Raw genomic sequence first — 18,179 nt, forward strand, 5'->3', positions numbered from 1 at the left:
AGAATAGGGTTGTTAAAAATAGCTGCAAGTGAACTTACAAGCTCATTTACTGGAATATTCTTAAACCAGTAAAAAAGGAGATATTTAAAGGTAGGTTTTTCTAAAGCATTAAATTTATAATAGGGCTGTAAGGTCACTCACTTGTGATGAAACGGGCTGGGCTGGTGATCAAAGTATTATTAGTTGGTTTCTTTTCGAAAGGCATAGGAAATGATACTCACAACAAACTCCATGTAAAGCCGAGACTTATAGCAAAAAAGGAAGGACTTTAAACCCTACTATTTAAACGGCACTCATCACTCAACGCAGCCCCCAATATCTGCCAGAAAGACAGATCCACTTTCAGTTTGGAAGCCTGGTTCTAAAATAATGGATGCTCCTGCAGAGAAAGTGACACTAGCGTTTATTTGTATAATGGCACTTCCTGTTATGGTTTGGCCTGCGGAAATAATCTTGTTTTCTGATATTGATGTTGTTATATGCTCGGTAGCATTACAGTCTTTGGTTGTTTCAAGAATAACAGAATGTGCCGTATAAGTTACTGTAAATTGATAGCCAGAGATTGTTGGTAGATTGACTTGTGCAAACTCACCTGTTTTGCTTCCATAAAGCATCAACGTATCTTTTTGAGTACTTGCAGGATTGGCCAGGAAAGAAATATCTAAAACAGCATTACTTAAAACAGCCAAATCTCTTACTTCTAAAAGGTCTTCAGCAGCGGCTCCATCGAGCTGTATTTTTACTTTACCTTGACCTAAATCAAAGTCGCCTTCAACTAAAATATATCCGACACTTTGACCATCACCAGGTGCTATTTGGGCAGTTGCCGAATTTTCAAAAAGCAAGCCAAATTCAGTATATAAATAACCATTGTCTCCACTAATAATACCATGATTGTAAAGCGTGTCGTAATTATAAAAATCCCAGTGGTTAAAAATGTTTCCAGTGGCTGAATTGGTAAATTTCCCTAAATTCTCAATGGTATTATCATTATGTAATGTGTCGTTATTCACAAAGCTTTTATTGTTAGCGAGGTATCCAAAGTCTCCCACATTTACTATTCCGTTGTTTGTAAAAAGGCTATCATTTATGAAGCTACCTTCGATGGTTAAATTGCTGTTTGCGTTTACCCCAACAATACCCTTATTAATCAAGGTGCCGTTTTCTGTAACCATATAATTTCCAGCAATATTAAATGTGCGATTTTCAGCAAAAATTACATTTCCTTGCCAATTGAAGGTTCCAGTTGGCAGTGGGGCATTATCGTAATCCAAAATCAAGTTACCGCCAGCATTTAGGTCTATTGAACCCAAGTTGTTTAATATGCTAGTACCCAGCTGTTTTAAACTCCCTTCAATTGCCAGAATTGCCCCAGAAGGAATATCAAATGCTGTTGAAACTTCCATACCTCCTAATTCGCCAATCGTCAATGTTCCACCACTTGCCCAATTGAATACATTGGCAGGTTTTTGAACTCCTACTTTATTTAAAACTAGGTTGCCTCCGTCATTTAAGTTTAAAACTCCTGTTGTTTCATTTGTTAAATTACCATTTGCGGTTAGCGTTCCATTGATAGCTAGTATATTATTGTTTTCAAAAGTGCCATCCACCATGAGTTCTCTTCCAGAAACGACATCAAATGGGCTTTGATTATCAAATATGGTATTTTCCGCAACTTTCACAATCCCTTTAACTTGCCAATCGAAATTTCCAGAAGGATAAGTAAATGAGCTTGGTCCTGGGTCTGATGGTGAAGTCTTATATTCAAGTGTTCCGTATGGCTTCAAAACCAGGTTGCCAAGGGAATTATCAAATGTACCCGATTGCGTTAATTTAGCCGTGCTGAAGATAGCTCCATCACCAATGTTTACAGTGCCTTTATTCGTGAATATACGACCGTAGGGAATTTCAAATGGCTCTGTAATTTCCATTGTACCAGTAGACCCAATTTCTATTTCTCCGCCTGTGTTCCAGTTCATTGAAGTAAGTGATGGAAATACTGTTGAATTGATGAGGTATTTACCCCCATTATTCAAGTTTAATAGGCCATTTCCAACAAGCCCACCATTGCTTACCAAAACACCATTTGTGTTAATGGTTAAAATACCTTCATTGTTAATGTTGCTAAATTGAGGAATGGTAAGAGAGCTAGCAAGCGTCAAAGTACTTTGTGGGCTAATGTTTAAATCTCCACCTTCTTGCCAATCAAAGTTACCAGATGGAAAAGTAACCGTTGGTGTTAAGAAATTCAGTTCCCCTCCAAATTTCAAGTTGATGGCGTCTGTATTGCTTAGATTACCAGCCAAAGAGACTTTTCCGTTAATATCGAGTGTGCTGGTATTATTAAAAGTACCACAAATAACGAGTTCTCTATTTGCCACTACCATGAAAGGTGTAGCATTATCAAAAACTGTAAATGAATCAATTTTAATGACGCCACCTAAATTCCAGTTAAAGCTTCCATTTGGGAAGGCTACTGTTCCCGGGCTGGTTTCTAATGGTGAAGTTTTAAGGACTAGATAAGCTGCATCATTGAGGTCAAAAGTACCTTGATTGTCCAAACTTCCCATTTGTGTCAAAATTCCATTTTGATTAACAGTAAGTTGCCCTTTATTGGTCAAGGTTCTTTCGAAAGGTATGGTAAGTGAGTCAGTAAGTGTCAGAGCTCCTGTACTGGTAATCTCAAAAATGCCACCCGTATTCCAATTAAAATTTGTATTAGGAACACCAGTGGTAGCATCAGTTATCAGGTACTTACCTCCATTATTTAAATTGGTTATTCCAGTGCCATTATAGGTGCCACCATTAGCTAGAATTCCTAGATTATTGATGTTCAGTATTCCATTATTAGCCAATGTACTATTGACAGGAATCCCTAATGAATCTGTTAAAGAAAGTGTACTGCCAGAATTAATTGAAATATCACCTCCGGAAACCCAATTGAAGGTTCCATTTGGCAGTAGGGCAGATGTTGTTTTATAAACTAACTGGCCCGTATTATTCAAATTGAAAATCCCCAGATTATTTACAGAACCGCCATTATCTATTTCTAATAACCCATCTATATCGAAGATACCCGTGGCTGGAATAGTTAAGGCGTTTGCTAAACCCATCGTGCCAATGGTTCCTATTTTTAGGGTTCCTGCATTCCATGCAAATCCAGCTCCCGGAACGGTGGCACTTGCTTTATCCAAAACCAGTTGCCCGGTAGTATTAAGGTTTAAAGCACCTTCGTTGATTTCTAAAGTTCCTTGTTCAGTTAAAACACCTCCAGAGTTAATATTAAAGGCTGCATTTTTTTCTATGCCTAAAGTCCCTCCTGTAGGAATCAATAATGAATTAGTCAAATCAAAAACGCTGGCAGTATCTATTGCTAATCTTCCTGCATTCCAATTAAAAGTGCCTGACGGTAAAACGGCAACTGCCTTTTTGATTCGGTATTCGCCGTCGGTATTCAGATTGAAAGTCCCTGAATTTGTTAGTGTACCAATTTCAGTTAGCGTTCCATTCGCATCCACATTTAGGTCGCCTGAATTCGTTAAGGTGCCGTGTTGAGTTAGAGCCCCATTGGCACTAATGTTTAGGGTACCGTTATTGTTTAATGTTCTTCCAGTAGGAATAGAAAATGGACTTGTAAGTATGAGAGATGTATTTGAAAAAACAGTCATATCACCACCATTCCAATTAAAGTCGCCAGTAGGAAAAATAGCTAGTGGGTTTTTGAAATTTAAATTCCCACCACTATTTAATTCAATAGTACCATCATTCTCCAGCAGTGAGGCTTGATTGTTAAAATTGCCGCTACCATTGATATTTACTGCACCATTGATAACTAATTTACCATTAGCAGGGATTTTTAAAGTATCAGAAAGGGCAAGTTCTCCCAATGACGAAACCTCGAGCGTAGAAACTGTATTCCAATTAAAGTCATTGATTAAAGGAAAAGAACTTCCAAACTCAACGGGATAAAACCCATCCCCTTTACGGTATGAAGCAAATGTATTTAATTTAATTCTACCGCCATCTTTCAATTCTAAACCTTGCCAATACGAAGCTCCAGAATTTACATTAAGTACACCTTCAACGATTAAATTTTGAACAGAAAGTGAATTTACGCTTTCTGATATATCGAGGACTCCATTTTGACCTATAATTAGATTTCCAGAATTATTAGAAGATAAGTGTAATGAAGATATAGTATTTCCTGATGTATTGAGTATTAAATCCCCTGAATTATAAAACCATTTATCGTTAGTAAGCACACTATTATTTACTAAAACGCCATTATTATAAATGAAGCTGTTATTACTTTGGGTATTCACCAGTGTGCCATTATTAATTAAAGAATCATTATTGGTGATGGTTCCTCCGTTATTTATACTGCTGCCACTCGGAATCACAATTTTACCATTATTCACCAAAACACCTGAATATGCTACAGCGAGGGGAGCAGTAACATTAAATGTTATCCCACTTCCTAAAGTAACTATACCCTGTGTATTCCAGTTGAAATTTCCGTTGACCAGAAAGTCCGGGCTCTCGTTTAATATGATATTGCCGTAAGCATTTAAATCTATTGTGCCATTATTTGTCACTATAGCCCCAGGGTTTAGCTCTAAAGTTCCTCTATCTATAATAAAGCTACTTAAGGCAGGAATTGTAAAAGGCTGAGAGAGGGCCACTAAACCATCTTCTTTTATAGATACATCAGCCCCACTATTCCATATAAAATTTGCACTGGTTATAAAGTCGGTAGTATCTTTTATGACAAAACTACCTGTAGAATTTAAAGAAAGGATACCGTTATTGGCAATGTTCCCATTGGCATTAATTTGAAGCAAACCATCCACATTTAAAGTAGAAGCAGAGGGAATGGTCAGCGTATTTGCAAGATACATCTTGGCATTTTGACCGATAGTTAAATCTCCACCTGCTAGCCAATTGAAAGTGCCGTCCAATGTAATATTTCCATTATTTAGCGTCAAACTACCCGCCGTATTTAGGTTTAAAGTATTGGTATTAGCTATAATGCCATTATTAAGAAAAATGCCATTGATATTACTTATGCCATTATTGGTAAAAGTTGCTCCAGAGTTATTGTTTATAGTTCCGTTATCATTTAAAATACCATTGACCGTCAAAAATCCATTATTATTGAAGGTACGGGCTGCATTTATATCCAAAACACCATCAGCTTGAAATTTCTTATTTGCAGGAATTGAAAAACCATCGGGTGCCTCATAGCTGCTGTTTTCGCCAATGATAATGCTGCTACCATCATTCCAAACAATCTTATTAAGGTCAAAATTGGCCTGTGTTTGGTTGAGACATAATCGGCTATTGGGAAAAGCGGTTAGTTTTACTACTCCATCGCCTATTAAGGCACCGCCTTGATTTATTTTAACCAAGCCATCGTTTTTTATGGTATCATTTACCGAGTAGGTGAGGGTGTCATTTAATATAAATACTCCATTAGATTGAAGACTAATTCTACCTGAGCCAAGGTTGAAGTCTTTGTTTTGGACTAAAGTATCTGTAATACTTAATGGACTCCATAAATTGATAGTGCCTTCATTGGTTAGTTTTTTATTTACGGAAAAAATACCGCCATCCATTTTTAGAATTCTCCCTATAGGAACGGTGTAAGGGCTGGCTAATGACAAATAAGCTCCTCCTCCCGAGGATAAAATCCCGCCTGTTTCCCAATTGAAATTTGCAGAAGGGGCTGGAAGTGTGGTATTATACCTTAAACTATACTCACCACCAGATTTCAAGTTGATAGTTCCGTTATTCGTAAGAGTGGAGGATATGTCTAATTTGCTGCCATTGTAAATATTAAATGTGGAGCCTAGCTCCAAGTTTAGGCTAGATCCACTACTTATTTGAACTTTTCCGTAGCTTTCAAATATTCCTCCACTAGGAATGGTTAATGGATTGTTGACAGAAAAATTAACACCAGAATTAACTATTATTTTCCCGCCGCTATTCCAAGTCATTTGGCCTAGGTCTGACCCAGAATTAAAATAAATGCTACCTGTAGCGTTTAATACAAAAGTCCCATTATTGCTAATACCACCTGAAAAGCCAATAGTACCTACTCGTAAAATGCCCGTTACAATCAAATTACTTGATATTGGGACAGTAAAACCGCTCGGAATTGTTAAATCTGCCAAAGCACCAATTGTCAAATTTCCTCCCCATAGACCAAACCCAGTTAATGTAGAGGCTGAAGAATTGTTCAATTCATAATTACCAGCGTATTGGTCAAAACTTCCTAAGGAATTCAATATGCCATTTCCTGATATTGATATATTGCCATAATTCTTAATTGTTGTACCTGTAACGGCCTGAATCTCACCAGCGTTTATGATATCCAGCGAACCATGGTTTTCAAACTTTTTATTATTATCCAAAGTCAATGTGCTATTTAAAGTCATGCTGCCCAATGAACCAATGGAGACTGTTGCAAAAGGATTCCATATGAAATTATTGTATGGAATGATTGTGTTGGGTGAATTTAAAATTAATTCTCCATTTGAAAGCAGGTCTATTTTTCCTGTGCCATCAATTGTTCCAGAATTGGTCAAAGAAGCCCCTGAACCGATAATAACAGATTTATTATTGGTTAAAGTGCCGGAATTCGTCATAGGCCAGCCTATCGTCATGGTATCCGCATTAACCACAGTACCCGTATTATGAAATTCTGCTACTAAAGATTTAAATTCAGCATTATTATTAAATGTGCCATTATTGGTAAAAGTAGACTGAACTAGAATTTTACCATTGTTCTCAAAAACTCCGCTTGCACCAATGGTAAAAGGAGATTGCGTGCGTAAATAAGATGAAGCCCCTAGGGTCACTTTACCTCCATTCCAATTAACTGTACCCTCTGGCAATCCTAGCGTGAACGTACTGTTTTTGTTATAAAAAAGGTTCCCATTTGTATTTATATTGAAGATGCCTGTGAAGGTGCCTTCCGTATTTGTTATTTCATTAATTAGTTCAGCATTTGAACCATTCAATTCTATAAGCCCACTATTATTTATGGTACCAACACTTTTAATATCCCATAATGTGAAAATTGTAGCCCCTACTGAATTATTAATTGTTCCTGTGTTTACAATGGTATTATTACATTGGATAAAATTATTGTTGGTTACAGTTCCTTCATTTACAAAGAGATTTGTATTTACTATAAGAGTACCGTTATTTACGAAGAAGCCATTTATAGGAACTTCTAAAATAACAGCCACAACAAGACTCCCTGAGCTACCAATGGTTACTCCCCCCCCTTCATATATAGTAAGATTAAAATCAACGGTATCAACGGTATTGACTATTAAATTCCCTCCATTGGATATGTCAATCCATCCATCGTGGTCAAGGAGTGTTGATCCGGGGTTTGCAGTTAAAACTCCTTCAATATTCAATACGGCATTCAAGGGTACAGTAAGTGGCGTGTTTAAAGACATATTTCCTGCAGGACCTATAGTTAATTGACTATATGCATTCCAAACAAATCCTGTAAAAATGGGAAATGTAATATTGGGATAGTTTAATACTAATTTTCCATTCAGTGTAACGGTTCCATTATTGACCAATGGATTATTCATCATGAGTCTACCCGTGATGGCCAATGTTTGTCCGGCAGCTATTGTAAGGTTGTCTAGCGTTACATTGCCACCAGTACCAATAATTACGGTACCGCCTGAATACCAATTAAGCGTACCATTGATAAGACTGGTGGCCGTTTTTCTTAATTCATAACTTCCGCCGTTATTAAGGTTAAATACCCCCGTATTATTCATGGTTCCAGGATCCAGAAACCAATTATTATTGGCAATAGTACCGTTGTTTGTTACCCCTCCGTAGTTGTAAAAACTTGAATTATTATGAAAAACACTTCCAGACTCTAAAGCTAAACTTCCAGATAGCTTATTGTCAAAAATACCACCACTCGAATTAATAAAATAAGGAGCTCCAAAGACGGAACTAAGCGTATAAACACCTGCATTGTTTACCACTCCAAAATTTGTGAAATTATGATTGTCCTGGGTTAGCGTACCATTATTTTCTATTTTATTTTGAGCGTTTAAATATGAGTTATATATTGTTCCAGGGAAAGCTCCAAATGTTATGATTCCGTTGTTTGTAATATTTAAATCAATCTCACAGTGGCCAATAATTGTTACTTCATCGTCAGCATCAATAACAGTGCCTGGGTAATACGGTAGCCAATTAACCGGATTGGACCATACCTTGAAGTCTCCTGGGTTTGGAATCAAAGTGCCTGGAATTACGTAAACATTTCTGAAAGTAAAATTTTCAGCGTAGGAGCTTGAAGGTATCAGAGAAAGCAAAACGCAAAATGAAGCAAGCAGGCTTAGGCTTATTTGAAAATTTAGAAACTTTGCAAATGGTATCTTTGGATATGATTTCATATTAAAATTATATTTTAATTGATCAATACCTCTAATCCCTTCTGCGATTGAGAACAGGGATGTAAAAACCTGTAAGTGCTCTTACAAGTTTTTTAACTGATTATTCTTAGCCAGTTAAAAAATATGATACTGTAAGGAAGGCGTTATAGTTGGTTAAGCCAACTTTTTGGGCTGAAACGCCCTGCACTTGGTGTGAAACGGGTTGGGCTGGTGATGAGAAAAAAAGGCGTAGACAAAAAGAGCCTATAGAATTAGACTACATCACCTCTATTCTTTTGACCAATTCTTCTGCATATGTTTTTGTAATCGGTATTTCAGATTCTAAGATGGTGACTAAAGTGGGCTCAAACTTGGTCATATAATCTAGGTTAACGGCATACGATTTATGCGTTCGGAAGAAGTTGGGTCTATTTATTTTTTCCAGAAAATGGCTGAGGCTCATTCTTATAAGTTCTTTTTTTTCTGCTAAATGAATTTCTATATAATTCCCTTCTGCTTTGAGCCAAAGGATATCACTAATTGAAAGCTTCGTATAACGATACTTTTCTTTGATAAAGAGGGCATCTTTTATGACCAGTCCCTCCGTTTCTGACTTTTCGGTTTTCTCTCCTGCTATTTTTAATAAAGCCAGCTCTATGGCTGTAAAAAGTTGTTCTTTCTTAAAGGGTTTAACAAGGTAATTTGTTGGGTTTACAGCATTGGCTCTTTGAATGGTGGGGCCGTCGGAGTAGGAGGTTGTGAATATAAACGGAACATTGAATCGTTCGTTAATGACTTCGGCTAGGTCAATGCCATCTTTTTTACCACCCAGATTTACATCTAAAAGGATTAGGTCGGGTGTTTCCTCTTCTAATCGCTCTAAGGCCTCTTCGTAATCCATGGCTGTTTCCATGAGATCATAGCCCATTGCTTCCAGCATGTTCTCCATATCTGCCGCAATGATTCCCTCGTCTTCTACAAGTAAAATTTTAATCATATAATTATGCTGTCTGACTTTGATATGCTCTAATATCTTTAAAATAAACTGTAAAATTAGCACCACCTTCCGTTTTGGAAGTAAACTTACCTCTAAGCTGCTTGCTTAATATTTTAACCAACTTCAGGCCTAACGATTTACTTTTTGCAGGGTCGAAATTGTCTGGTAATCCTTCGCCGTCGTCATTTACGTATAGTTCGTAGTCCACCTCATTGATGGCTTTGATGGAAATATTGATGGTTCCGGTTTCTTTATTAGCAAAAGCATATTTATAGGCATTAGAAACGAGTTCGTTTACTATTAAACCTAACGGGATAGCGGTGTCAATATCAAATTTGATGTTTGCTGCCTTAACATCAACCTTTATGTTTTTATCACTTCCTGTGAACATGTCGGAAAGGTAGTGAACCAGTTCCTTTAAATAATTTTCAATGTCCACGTCATTAATATGCTCCGACTGGTAAAGGTTTTGATGAATCAAACTCATGGCCTGAACCCTGCTCTGACCCTCTTGAATAGACGAAAGTACAGAAGGGTCGTCAATGGTGCTGGATTGGATGTTGAGTAAACTAGAGATGATCTGGAGGTTGTTTTTTACACGGTGATGAATTTCTCTTAAGAGTGTTTCTTTTTCTGTTAATGAAGTTTGTATGATATCGCTTTGTTTCTCTATTACTTGCTTTTTCTTTTGTAGTATTCTGTAGTTACGTATACTTAACCCCAGTCCAATTAAAAGAATGATTCCCAGCATGGATGCCCAAAAAGTCTGTTTGGACCTCAGTTCATTTTCCTGATTCAGCGTGTTTATCTCTAGCTCCTTTTTTACGGTTTCATACTTTGTTTGAAAATCTGCCACTTGCTGTGTTTTGGTCAGATTGGTGAGCGAATCATTAAGTTGAACACGCTTCTCGTAATAATAGAGGGCAGAGTCATATTGATGAGTCAGTTTATTGATGGTTCTCAAATGTCCATAGGCATTCATTACCCTATGGGGCATGTTCAGGCCGTCGCCAATGGCTAACATTTTGAAGGCATATTCCTTGGCCTTCTTATAGTCTTTTTTTTCTTTATAAAGGTTAGATAAATTGGCGTAGTTATAAGAAAGATTATAAGAACTACTTATTCGTGTATTAATGGCAATGGCCTTATTCAGTACTTCAAAAGCCTTATCAAAGTCTTTAAAATGCTCAATATAAACTTGGCTGATATTATTATAGAGCCTTTGTAATAGGACGTCGTTTCCAGCTGTTCTTTCGAGCAACTCAATGGCCTCTAGAAACTTTATATGTGCAGAATCCATCAGTGAGGGGTTCTGCTGTACATATCTTAGGTCTCTAAGAATGATTCCTTGATTATTCAAACTATTGATTAATACCCCTTCAAAATTTAGTTCTCTAGATTTTATTTCCGCTTCTCGTGCTAAATTCAGTCCTTTAAGAAGATAATCTACCGTACCTCGCTCGGCACCCAAATTTTTATAAATGGTAGAAAGGGCTATTTCGTGTAGAATAGCCTCTTCCATCATTCCTAATTTCTCAAATCCGCTTATGGCTTCTAAACTAAATAGGACGGCGTTTGGATAGTCTCCTTCTCCCAAATAGATATTCACTTTTTGAGCCTTTGCTAAGGCTATCCCCTTTTCATATTTTATCTCTTCAGAAAGGCTTAATGCTTTACTAACGAGTATATCGGCAGCGTCTTTATCATTTCTTACCTGTCTGACATCAGCTAGTATCTGAAGTACCACAGCCGTATCTTTTTCTGAATAGGCAGGTTTCTGGCCAAAGAGACCAATTGCCATTAAATAAAAGCCAATAAATAGGTAAATAACTTTCATTAGATATTGTTTTGATAAGCCCTAATATCTTTGAAGAGAACCGTAAAATTAGCACCATTATCTGAGCGAGATGAAAAATTTCCCCTTAACTGTTTACTTAATATTTTCACCAATTTCAGCCCTAAGGACTTGCTTTTTTCAGGATCAAAATCATCTGGTAGACCTGCTCCATCATCATTTACATGAAGCTCATAGTCTTCACTATTGATGGCCTTAATGCCAATCTTAATTTTGCCCTTTTGACTTTGTTCAAAAGCATATTTATAGGCATTGGAAACAAGTTCTTTTACAATTAAACCTAGTGGTATAGCGGTGTCAATATCAAATTTGATGTTTGCTGCCTTAACATCAACCTTTATGTTATTATCACCTCCTGTGAACATGTCGGAAAGGTAGTGAACCAGTTCCTTTAAATAATTTTCAATGTCCACGTCATTAATATGCTCCGACTGGTAAAGGTTTTGATGAATCAAACTCATGACCTGAACCCTGCTCTGACCCTCTTGAATAGACGAAAGTACAGAAGGGTCGTCAATGGTGCTGGATTGAATGTTGAGTAAACTTGAGATGATCTGGAGGTTGTTTTTTACACGGTGATGAATTTCTCTTAAGAGTGTTTCCTTTTCGGTTAGGGAGCTTTGAATAACCATGCTCTGTTTTTCTATTTCCTCATTCTTCCTATTTAGAAGTGACGCTGCTTTCTTTTTAAGCCTGAATCTATTGAAATAAAGAAGGGCCACCGTTCCTAAAAGAAAAGCCAAGGCAATCGCCCCGTTTCTTTGCGTTCTATTTAGGGTTTGGTTCTTTTTTAAAAGTTCTATTTCAGATTTTTGAAGCGATATTTCTGCTTCCTTTTTATATTGTTGGAATTCTTGCTCAACACCTGTTATGGCTTTGTTTCTTTCTGTTTCTAAAAATATCTGCTGAATTTCCCAATATTTCTCTAGAGCTTTCAATGCTTTGTTGGGCTGTCCAAGTTTTTTGTATGCATCTGTCAAAGTCATATAGGCTCCAGCTGAAATGCTTTCTATTTCAGATTCTTCACCTAAACGAATGGCCTTTTTCGAGTACATTATTGCCTTTGGGTAGTTTTTCTGAAGATTTGCTAGCTTAGCCAATTCTATAAAAGTGTAAATACTTGTTCTGGGAACACTGATATTTACAAGTAGACTTTCGGCTTCTTCCATATACTTTACGGCCGCAGTAATATTCCCTTGTTCCAGATAAACAGAGCCAATATTCGATAGGTTTCTAATGGTGGCCTCATGGTTTTTTGATTTTTTATTAATAGCTAAAGCATCCATAAGGTAAGCGATGCACTTATCGAACTCCTCTTTCTGGTAATAGCCAATGGCCATGTTATTATATAATGCCGCTATAGACATTTCATGATTGATTTTTTTAGCTAAAGCCAATCCTTCTTCGCAATAAGCAATGCACTTGTCGTTTAATTCAAGTTTGGCAAAAAGGCTTGATAATCCTTTGTAAGGGCTTATCCATCTCAGGGTATCGCCAATAGTCTGTGCAAGTCTAATGGTTTCAGTGTAAAGCTGGATGGCGGTGCTGTCTTCGTCTATATTGGCGTAATAAACAGCCATGAGATTTGTGAGGTCCACTTGATGAGGTACGTCTTTTATTTTCTTGTAAAGGCGTAAACTTTCCTTGATGTAAAAAATGGCCTTTGAGTTATCTCCCCAGTTTCTATAATTGTATCCTAGTTCAAAATAAGCCTTTGCCTTAAGGCTATCTACTGCCATAAAGTCTTCTCTTTTTTCTAGAGCACTTCCGAAGGCCATGGTTAAGTCTTTATCAATATTTGGAAGTTCGCGTTGAATCTTTATATGTTCGTCGAATGTCATTTTATGCAAAGCATCGGACTCCAAAATAAGTCGTAGACTATCTGGATTGTAATGCTGAGCGAAAGACACGTTTACAACACAGCAGTATAGGAGTACTATTGCAGCTAATTTTCGAGACATTTTATTTGGTTAGATCTTGGGGATGAGTAAAAAACTGCTTATCCAAGTTATGCTAAATAATACTTATGAACAGCTGTTCAATACATATTCTTTATAAGTATGAAAAGTATTTAGATGGGGATTTTGAATTTACGATCAAGGCATGTAGTTGTAAGTAATTGATAATTAGAGGTTAATGACATGTTTGGGGTTGGGTTTAACGGTACTGGCTAAGGTTAAACTAGTAACTTCCAAATGGGGGTTCAGTTAATGAATGGGTACAGTAACCTCAACTAAAAAGCCATTTGTGTAAGAGATGCTGTAAATGCCCCTCATTTTATCCGTTCTATTTTTGATATTACTCATTCCAAGACCATCTCCAATCTTTGCTTTTTTTTGCGTACCATTGTCATGAATACTTAACGCTAGATTATTTCGTCTTTTGTTAAAACTAACGGTCACATGACTGGCATTTGAGTGTTTTAAAATATTGGTAATGGCCTCTTTAAAAATGAAGTACAGGTTTTGACGTATTTCAGGGCTAATGAACTCGTTGGTTTTTAGCTTTTCTACTTTAAAATCATACGTAATTTCTTTCATTGATAAGTTGGTCTCGGCAAATGCCTTCATTCTGTCTATCAGGTTTTCGTATTTATCTTTTCTAGAATCCATGGCCCACACGGTATCTCTCATACGTTCCATGGCATCTCGGCTCATTTCGCTGATAGCGTTTAAATCCAATTGTTGATTTTTTTCTGCCGAGTAAGACATCAGTTCCGATTTCATTGATAAGCCAGACAGTATACTTCCAACGTCATCATGTAGATCAGAAGATATTTTTACCCTCATAGCCTCTGTAGCCTTATATTTTTCTAAGGTTAGATAAACGTTATATCTGGTCCAAGCATAAATGAGGAGTAAAGCCAGTAAGCCATAGATAAAATATGCCCACCAGGTTTTCCACCAAGGAGGAGTAATGCTAAATTCATATAGACTCTCATTGCTCCAGAGGCCAGCCTCATTCATCGCTTTAACCTTAAATACATATTTTCCCGATGCTAGATTGCCATAGGTAGCTTCTGGGTTGGTGGTGATAGAGCTCCAATTGTTTTCTAAACCTTCTAGTCTGTGTTGATATTTTACAGATTGTGGTTTGTTAACATCAATTCCTATAAATTCAAAACTGATGAAATTATTATTATAAGGAAGGGCGGGTTGATCTGGAATACCTGTGTTTTTAATAAGTGCATCAAACTTAAACTTACCCACTTTTAGGCCATTTTTTAAGGCGTAGGTACTGTCTGTGGTCCAGTCAATGTCTTCATTAAAGAGTTTGACATTGAGTAATTCTACTTGAATTTCCTTATCGATGTTTTGGGTTTTGTTTAAGTCCACTAAAGATATTCTTTCTAATAAAAGAACCCAAATCTTGTTGGTCATGTCCTTTAATATATGGTGTCTTCCGTCTCCGCTTCCAGGAAAATTGTTTTCAGCTCCATAGGTAATGAAAAGGTTTTCTTTGTTTTTGATGGATGTTATATCAAGGCTTTCTAAAGTTTCTTTATCTATTTTAATAAGCCCATTTCGGGAGCTTAGCCACATGTTTTTATCATCATCTTGAATGGCAGATAGCAGAATATTGCTCGGTAGGCCATCTTGAATGGTGAATTGCCTTATTTTATTGGTTTTCCGGTTCAATCTAAAAAGGCCATCTCCTCCGAGCGAGTTTAACCAATATGCTCCAGTGTGGTCTTGAAAGCAGCTTTCTATGATGCTTAAGCTTTGATTTTTAGTTTGAGGATAATTCGTAATATGGGTTTGTGCTTTATTCAGAATGGAAATACCTGAAAAAGTGGTGAAAACGTAATTGGAGTCTTGGTCTTGATTTATTTGGATAATTTCATTATCCACCAATCCTTGTTTAACCGTAAAATGGGTTGTGTTGTTCTTGTTTTTGTCAATTTTAATAACACCACCCTTGATTCTTGAGCTGTACCAAATGTCTCCACGATTGTCGGTATAAAAAGAGACCGTTTTATGACCCATATCTTTATATTGGGTAATGGTTTTATGGTCTGGGGAGAGTTTGCAGATATCGCTATCCCAGAAGCCGAACCAAATATTGCCTTCACGATCTTCAGATATGGAATTGATATTCTGACCACTTAAGCCGTTTTTTTCGGTATAGTTGGAGATCGTATTTTTCTGATGGTCAATATAAGAAACGCCTCCAAGCTCGCAACCGACCCAGATATTCCCTTTTCTATCTTCTAATAGACTTCTGGCAGATTTACTGGTGAGGCCATCTTGGGCATAAATACTCGCAAACATCGGGTTATATTTTACCGCACCTTCATAAGTACCGATCCAAATATTTCCAGAGCGGTCTAAAAGTAAAGAACTAGCTTCATTGACGGGTAATCCGTTTTGCTCATTAATCCGCTTTAATTGATGGTCCTTTAGGGTGAAAACGCCATCATACATGGTGCTTGCCCAAATGGTACCAGACGGATCCTCTAAAAGATACCTCACGGTGGAGTTACCAACATTGTAAGTACTGAAGGTGGTGCCGTCGAATCGTCCAATCGCTCCATCGCTTCCAAACCAAATGGAGCCATCGCGGGCTTCGGTAAGGCAGGTTACCTTGGTTATTTCCAGACCAGCAGAGAGAGAGACAGTACGGAAAGTTTTGCCATCGTATTTTATCAGGCCCATATCATCCGTGGCAAACCAGAGTGTGCCATCCTTGCTTTCTAAAACTCCATAGATAGTATTTGATAATTTTTGTTCTGTGGCATATTGGGATATAAAATCATCATTTTTTTCTTTTTTACAGATGCCAGAAGAATAGGTTGAGAACCATAAGTTACCTTTTCGGTCTTCTAAAATTTGATTGACGCCATGGTCAAAAAGATCTTCTTCTGTTTTAAAAGAAGTCATGTATTCGCCGTCAAAATAGCTCAATCCTGTTCTGTGACCAAGCCAAATATTACCTGCTTTGTCTTCGGAGATGTCTTCAATATATCCATCTTCTAGCCCTTGATTTGAACTATAATTTTCAAACGTTCTGCCATTATATTTAGAAACACCGATGTAAGAAGAAAACCAAATATTACCCTTTCGGTCTTGGTGTATGTCATGAATTTTACTGTCAATAAGTCCAGAAGTTAAATCGTAAATATTGAAATTATAGGGATTATAATCGGGGAAGGTTGGTGGCTTAGCTATATTTATCTGAGGCCGAGCACCTTTAATTTTATGTGGTATTAGTTTTGTTTTAAATGCAGGGGGCACACCATCTTGTCCTGGGGTAATTGCTTGTGTTTTGGCGGCAGAAGTGTTTTTTGCAGAAACCTTTAGTCCATTATCTATAAATGTTAAAACTTCTGGTGGTCTTACCTTTTTGATGCTCCCAGCCTTCATCGCAAAAGTCAAAGGTACCGGCATGGAATCCAATGCTATCTCATAAAATTCAGCATCCTTTTCTTGAATAAGGAATACTTCTTCGGGTTGGGATTTTTGGCAAGCAATAAAATAGCAAATACAAAATAGAGAAAGAAGAAGTCTAAAGGTTAAGTGGCGATATTTTGAAATGAGTTTCAATATCAATTTTTGGTTTTAATAGGGTTTTAACTCACAGATTTAAATTTAAAAGAATACGGTGGTGATAAAAAATGCTCTGGAAGTGGTTTGTGATTTTATATGCCCAAAAGCACTTGTGGTCACTAGTTTCTCAAAAATTTGGTAATGGCCTCCGCTTTGTTTTTGACGCTCATGGTTTTATACATTTTTTTTATTTGCGAACGTACGGTTTCAATAGAGATATGCATATCATCCGCTATTTCACCATAAGTTTTTCCTTCAACCAGATGATTTAATACCTCTAATTGTCTTTTGGGTAGGTATTGCTCTTCTTTGTTATGTTTTTGAGAAGAAAGGTGGTTTACTATTTCTCTGGCTATAGATGGCGACATATAAGACCCACCCATGCTCACAATATTTATAGCATCCAATATGGCCTTTAAGCCACTTCGTTTGGAGATATATGAACAAGCTCCATTTTTTATGGCTTTTAAGATAACGTCCTCTTCTTCGTAGGTGGTCAGCACTATAATATCTAAGTCTGGTAGAGCTTCTAAAATAGGAATGATAGCTTCTGTGCCAGACATACCTGGAAGACCTATATCGAGCAGCAGAATACTGGGTGCTTGGAAGGCGGTATCCAGTATATCTCGTAAGAAGTCTTCGGCAGAATGATAAACTTTAAGCACTTCCATTTCTGCTTGGATACTAATAAAAGCACCGACACTATCAGTTACTATTTTGTCGTCATCTACAATGGAGACTGTTTTAATCATATTTTACTTCTGTAAGTATTCAAGAGCTCAGTTCAAACCTTAATGCAAGGCTAATTTAACCTTTAAATCAAAAGAATACCCTATAGGGTGACTGTTTGATGCAAAAATCACCCTATGGGGTGATTGACAAGTACTTGATAATAAGGGTACTTTACATGATGAAACAATCACTAAAACATAAAAGCGATAGCATAACTGAGCCTCGAATTTTGTTAAAGTTTAATGCCAAAAAAATCACGCATTTAAAGGCGGATGCTAACTATACCTACCTCATCTCAAGTGATGGTACTAAGGTTTTATCCGCATATAGCTTAAAGGTTTTTCAAAACCTTTTTCAAAGTCAAGATTTCATCAGAATTGATAGGTCAAATTTAGTGAACAGAACCTTTATTAAATCTCTATACCATGGTAGTCAAGGTACCAGTATTATTCTAAAAGATAACACGATTATTAAGGTGCCACGGCGAAAAAAAGAGAAGATAGAGGTCTTATTGTCAGCCATTAGTCAGTAAAACTTAAAATTAAAAGTGTTATCTTAAAGACAATAAAAGTCATAACACTATTTATTTCTAACGGTAAAAGTTAAAAAGTAAACCGGAGTTTCAAGCA

At 36.9% G+C, this 18,179-nt stretch carries 7 protein-coding genes; 1 reads left to right on the forward strand and 6 read right to left on the reverse strand.

Going from position 1 to position 18,179, the window contains the following annotated elements; translation table 11 throughout:
* Positions 1 to 296: 296 nt before the first annotated feature.
* The 6 genes from ACSBFT_RS19585 to ACSBFT_RS19610 form a co-directional block, all read right to left on the reverse strand.
* Positions 297 to 8,441 (reverse strand): 3-coathanger stack domain-containing protein, encoded by an 8,145-nt coding sequence (locus tag ACSBFT_RS19585; RefSeq protein ID WP_489602107.1) that lies wholly within the window; start codon positions 8,439 to 8,441, stop codon positions 297 to 299.
* Between the two features lie 256 nt (positions 8,442 to 8,697).
* The gene (locus tag ACSBFT_RS19590) at positions 8,698 to 9,417 is read right to left on the reverse strand and encodes a LytR/AlgR family response regulator transcription factor (protein WP_489602108.1); all 720 of its coding nucleotides are present in this window, start codon (positions 9,415 to 9,417) and stop codon (positions 8,698 to 8,700) included.
* 4 nt (positions 9,418 to 9,421) lie between these two features.
* Positions 9,422 to 11,254, reverse strand: coding sequence for a sensor histidine kinase (locus ACSBFT_RS19595; protein ID WP_489602109.1), 1,833 nt, complete (start codon positions 11,252 to 11,254; stop codon positions 9,422 to 9,424).
* A complete protein-coding gene (locus ACSBFT_RS19600) occupies positions 11,254 to 13,233 on the reverse strand; it encodes a tetratricopeptide repeat-containing sensor histidine kinase (protein ID WP_489602110.1) in 1,980 nt (659 codons plus the stop codon). Before ACSBFT_RS19600 ends, ACSBFT_RS19595 begins: the two co-directional genes overlap by 1 nt.
* A gap of 246 nt (positions 13,234 to 13,479) precedes the next feature.
* Complete coding sequence (locus ACSBFT_RS19605) at positions 13,480 to 16,821, reverse strand: sensor histidine kinase (protein ID WP_489602111.1); 3,342 nt, start codon at positions 16,819 to 16,821, stop codon at positions 13,480 to 13,482.
* 116 nt (positions 16,822 to 16,937) lie between these two features.
* Positions 16,938 to 17,570, reverse strand: coding sequence for a response regulator (locus ACSBFT_RS19610; protein ID WP_463048616.1), 633 nt, complete (start codon positions 17,568 to 17,570; stop codon positions 16,938 to 16,940).
* 155 nt (positions 17,571 to 17,725) lie between these two features.
* Between ACSBFT_RS19610 and ACSBFT_RS19615 the strand changes: the two genes are divergently transcribed.
* Positions 17,726 to 18,082: a LytTR family transcriptional regulator DNA-binding domain-containing protein gene (locus ACSBFT_RS19615; RefSeq protein WP_489602112.1), complete on the forward strand. Its 357-nt coding sequence runs from the start codon at positions 17,726 to 17,728 to the stop codon at positions 18,080 to 18,082.
* Positions 18,083 to 18,179: the final 97 nt, after the last annotated feature.

It is taken from the genome of Arcticibacterium sp. SM2516 (assembly GCF_057914865.1).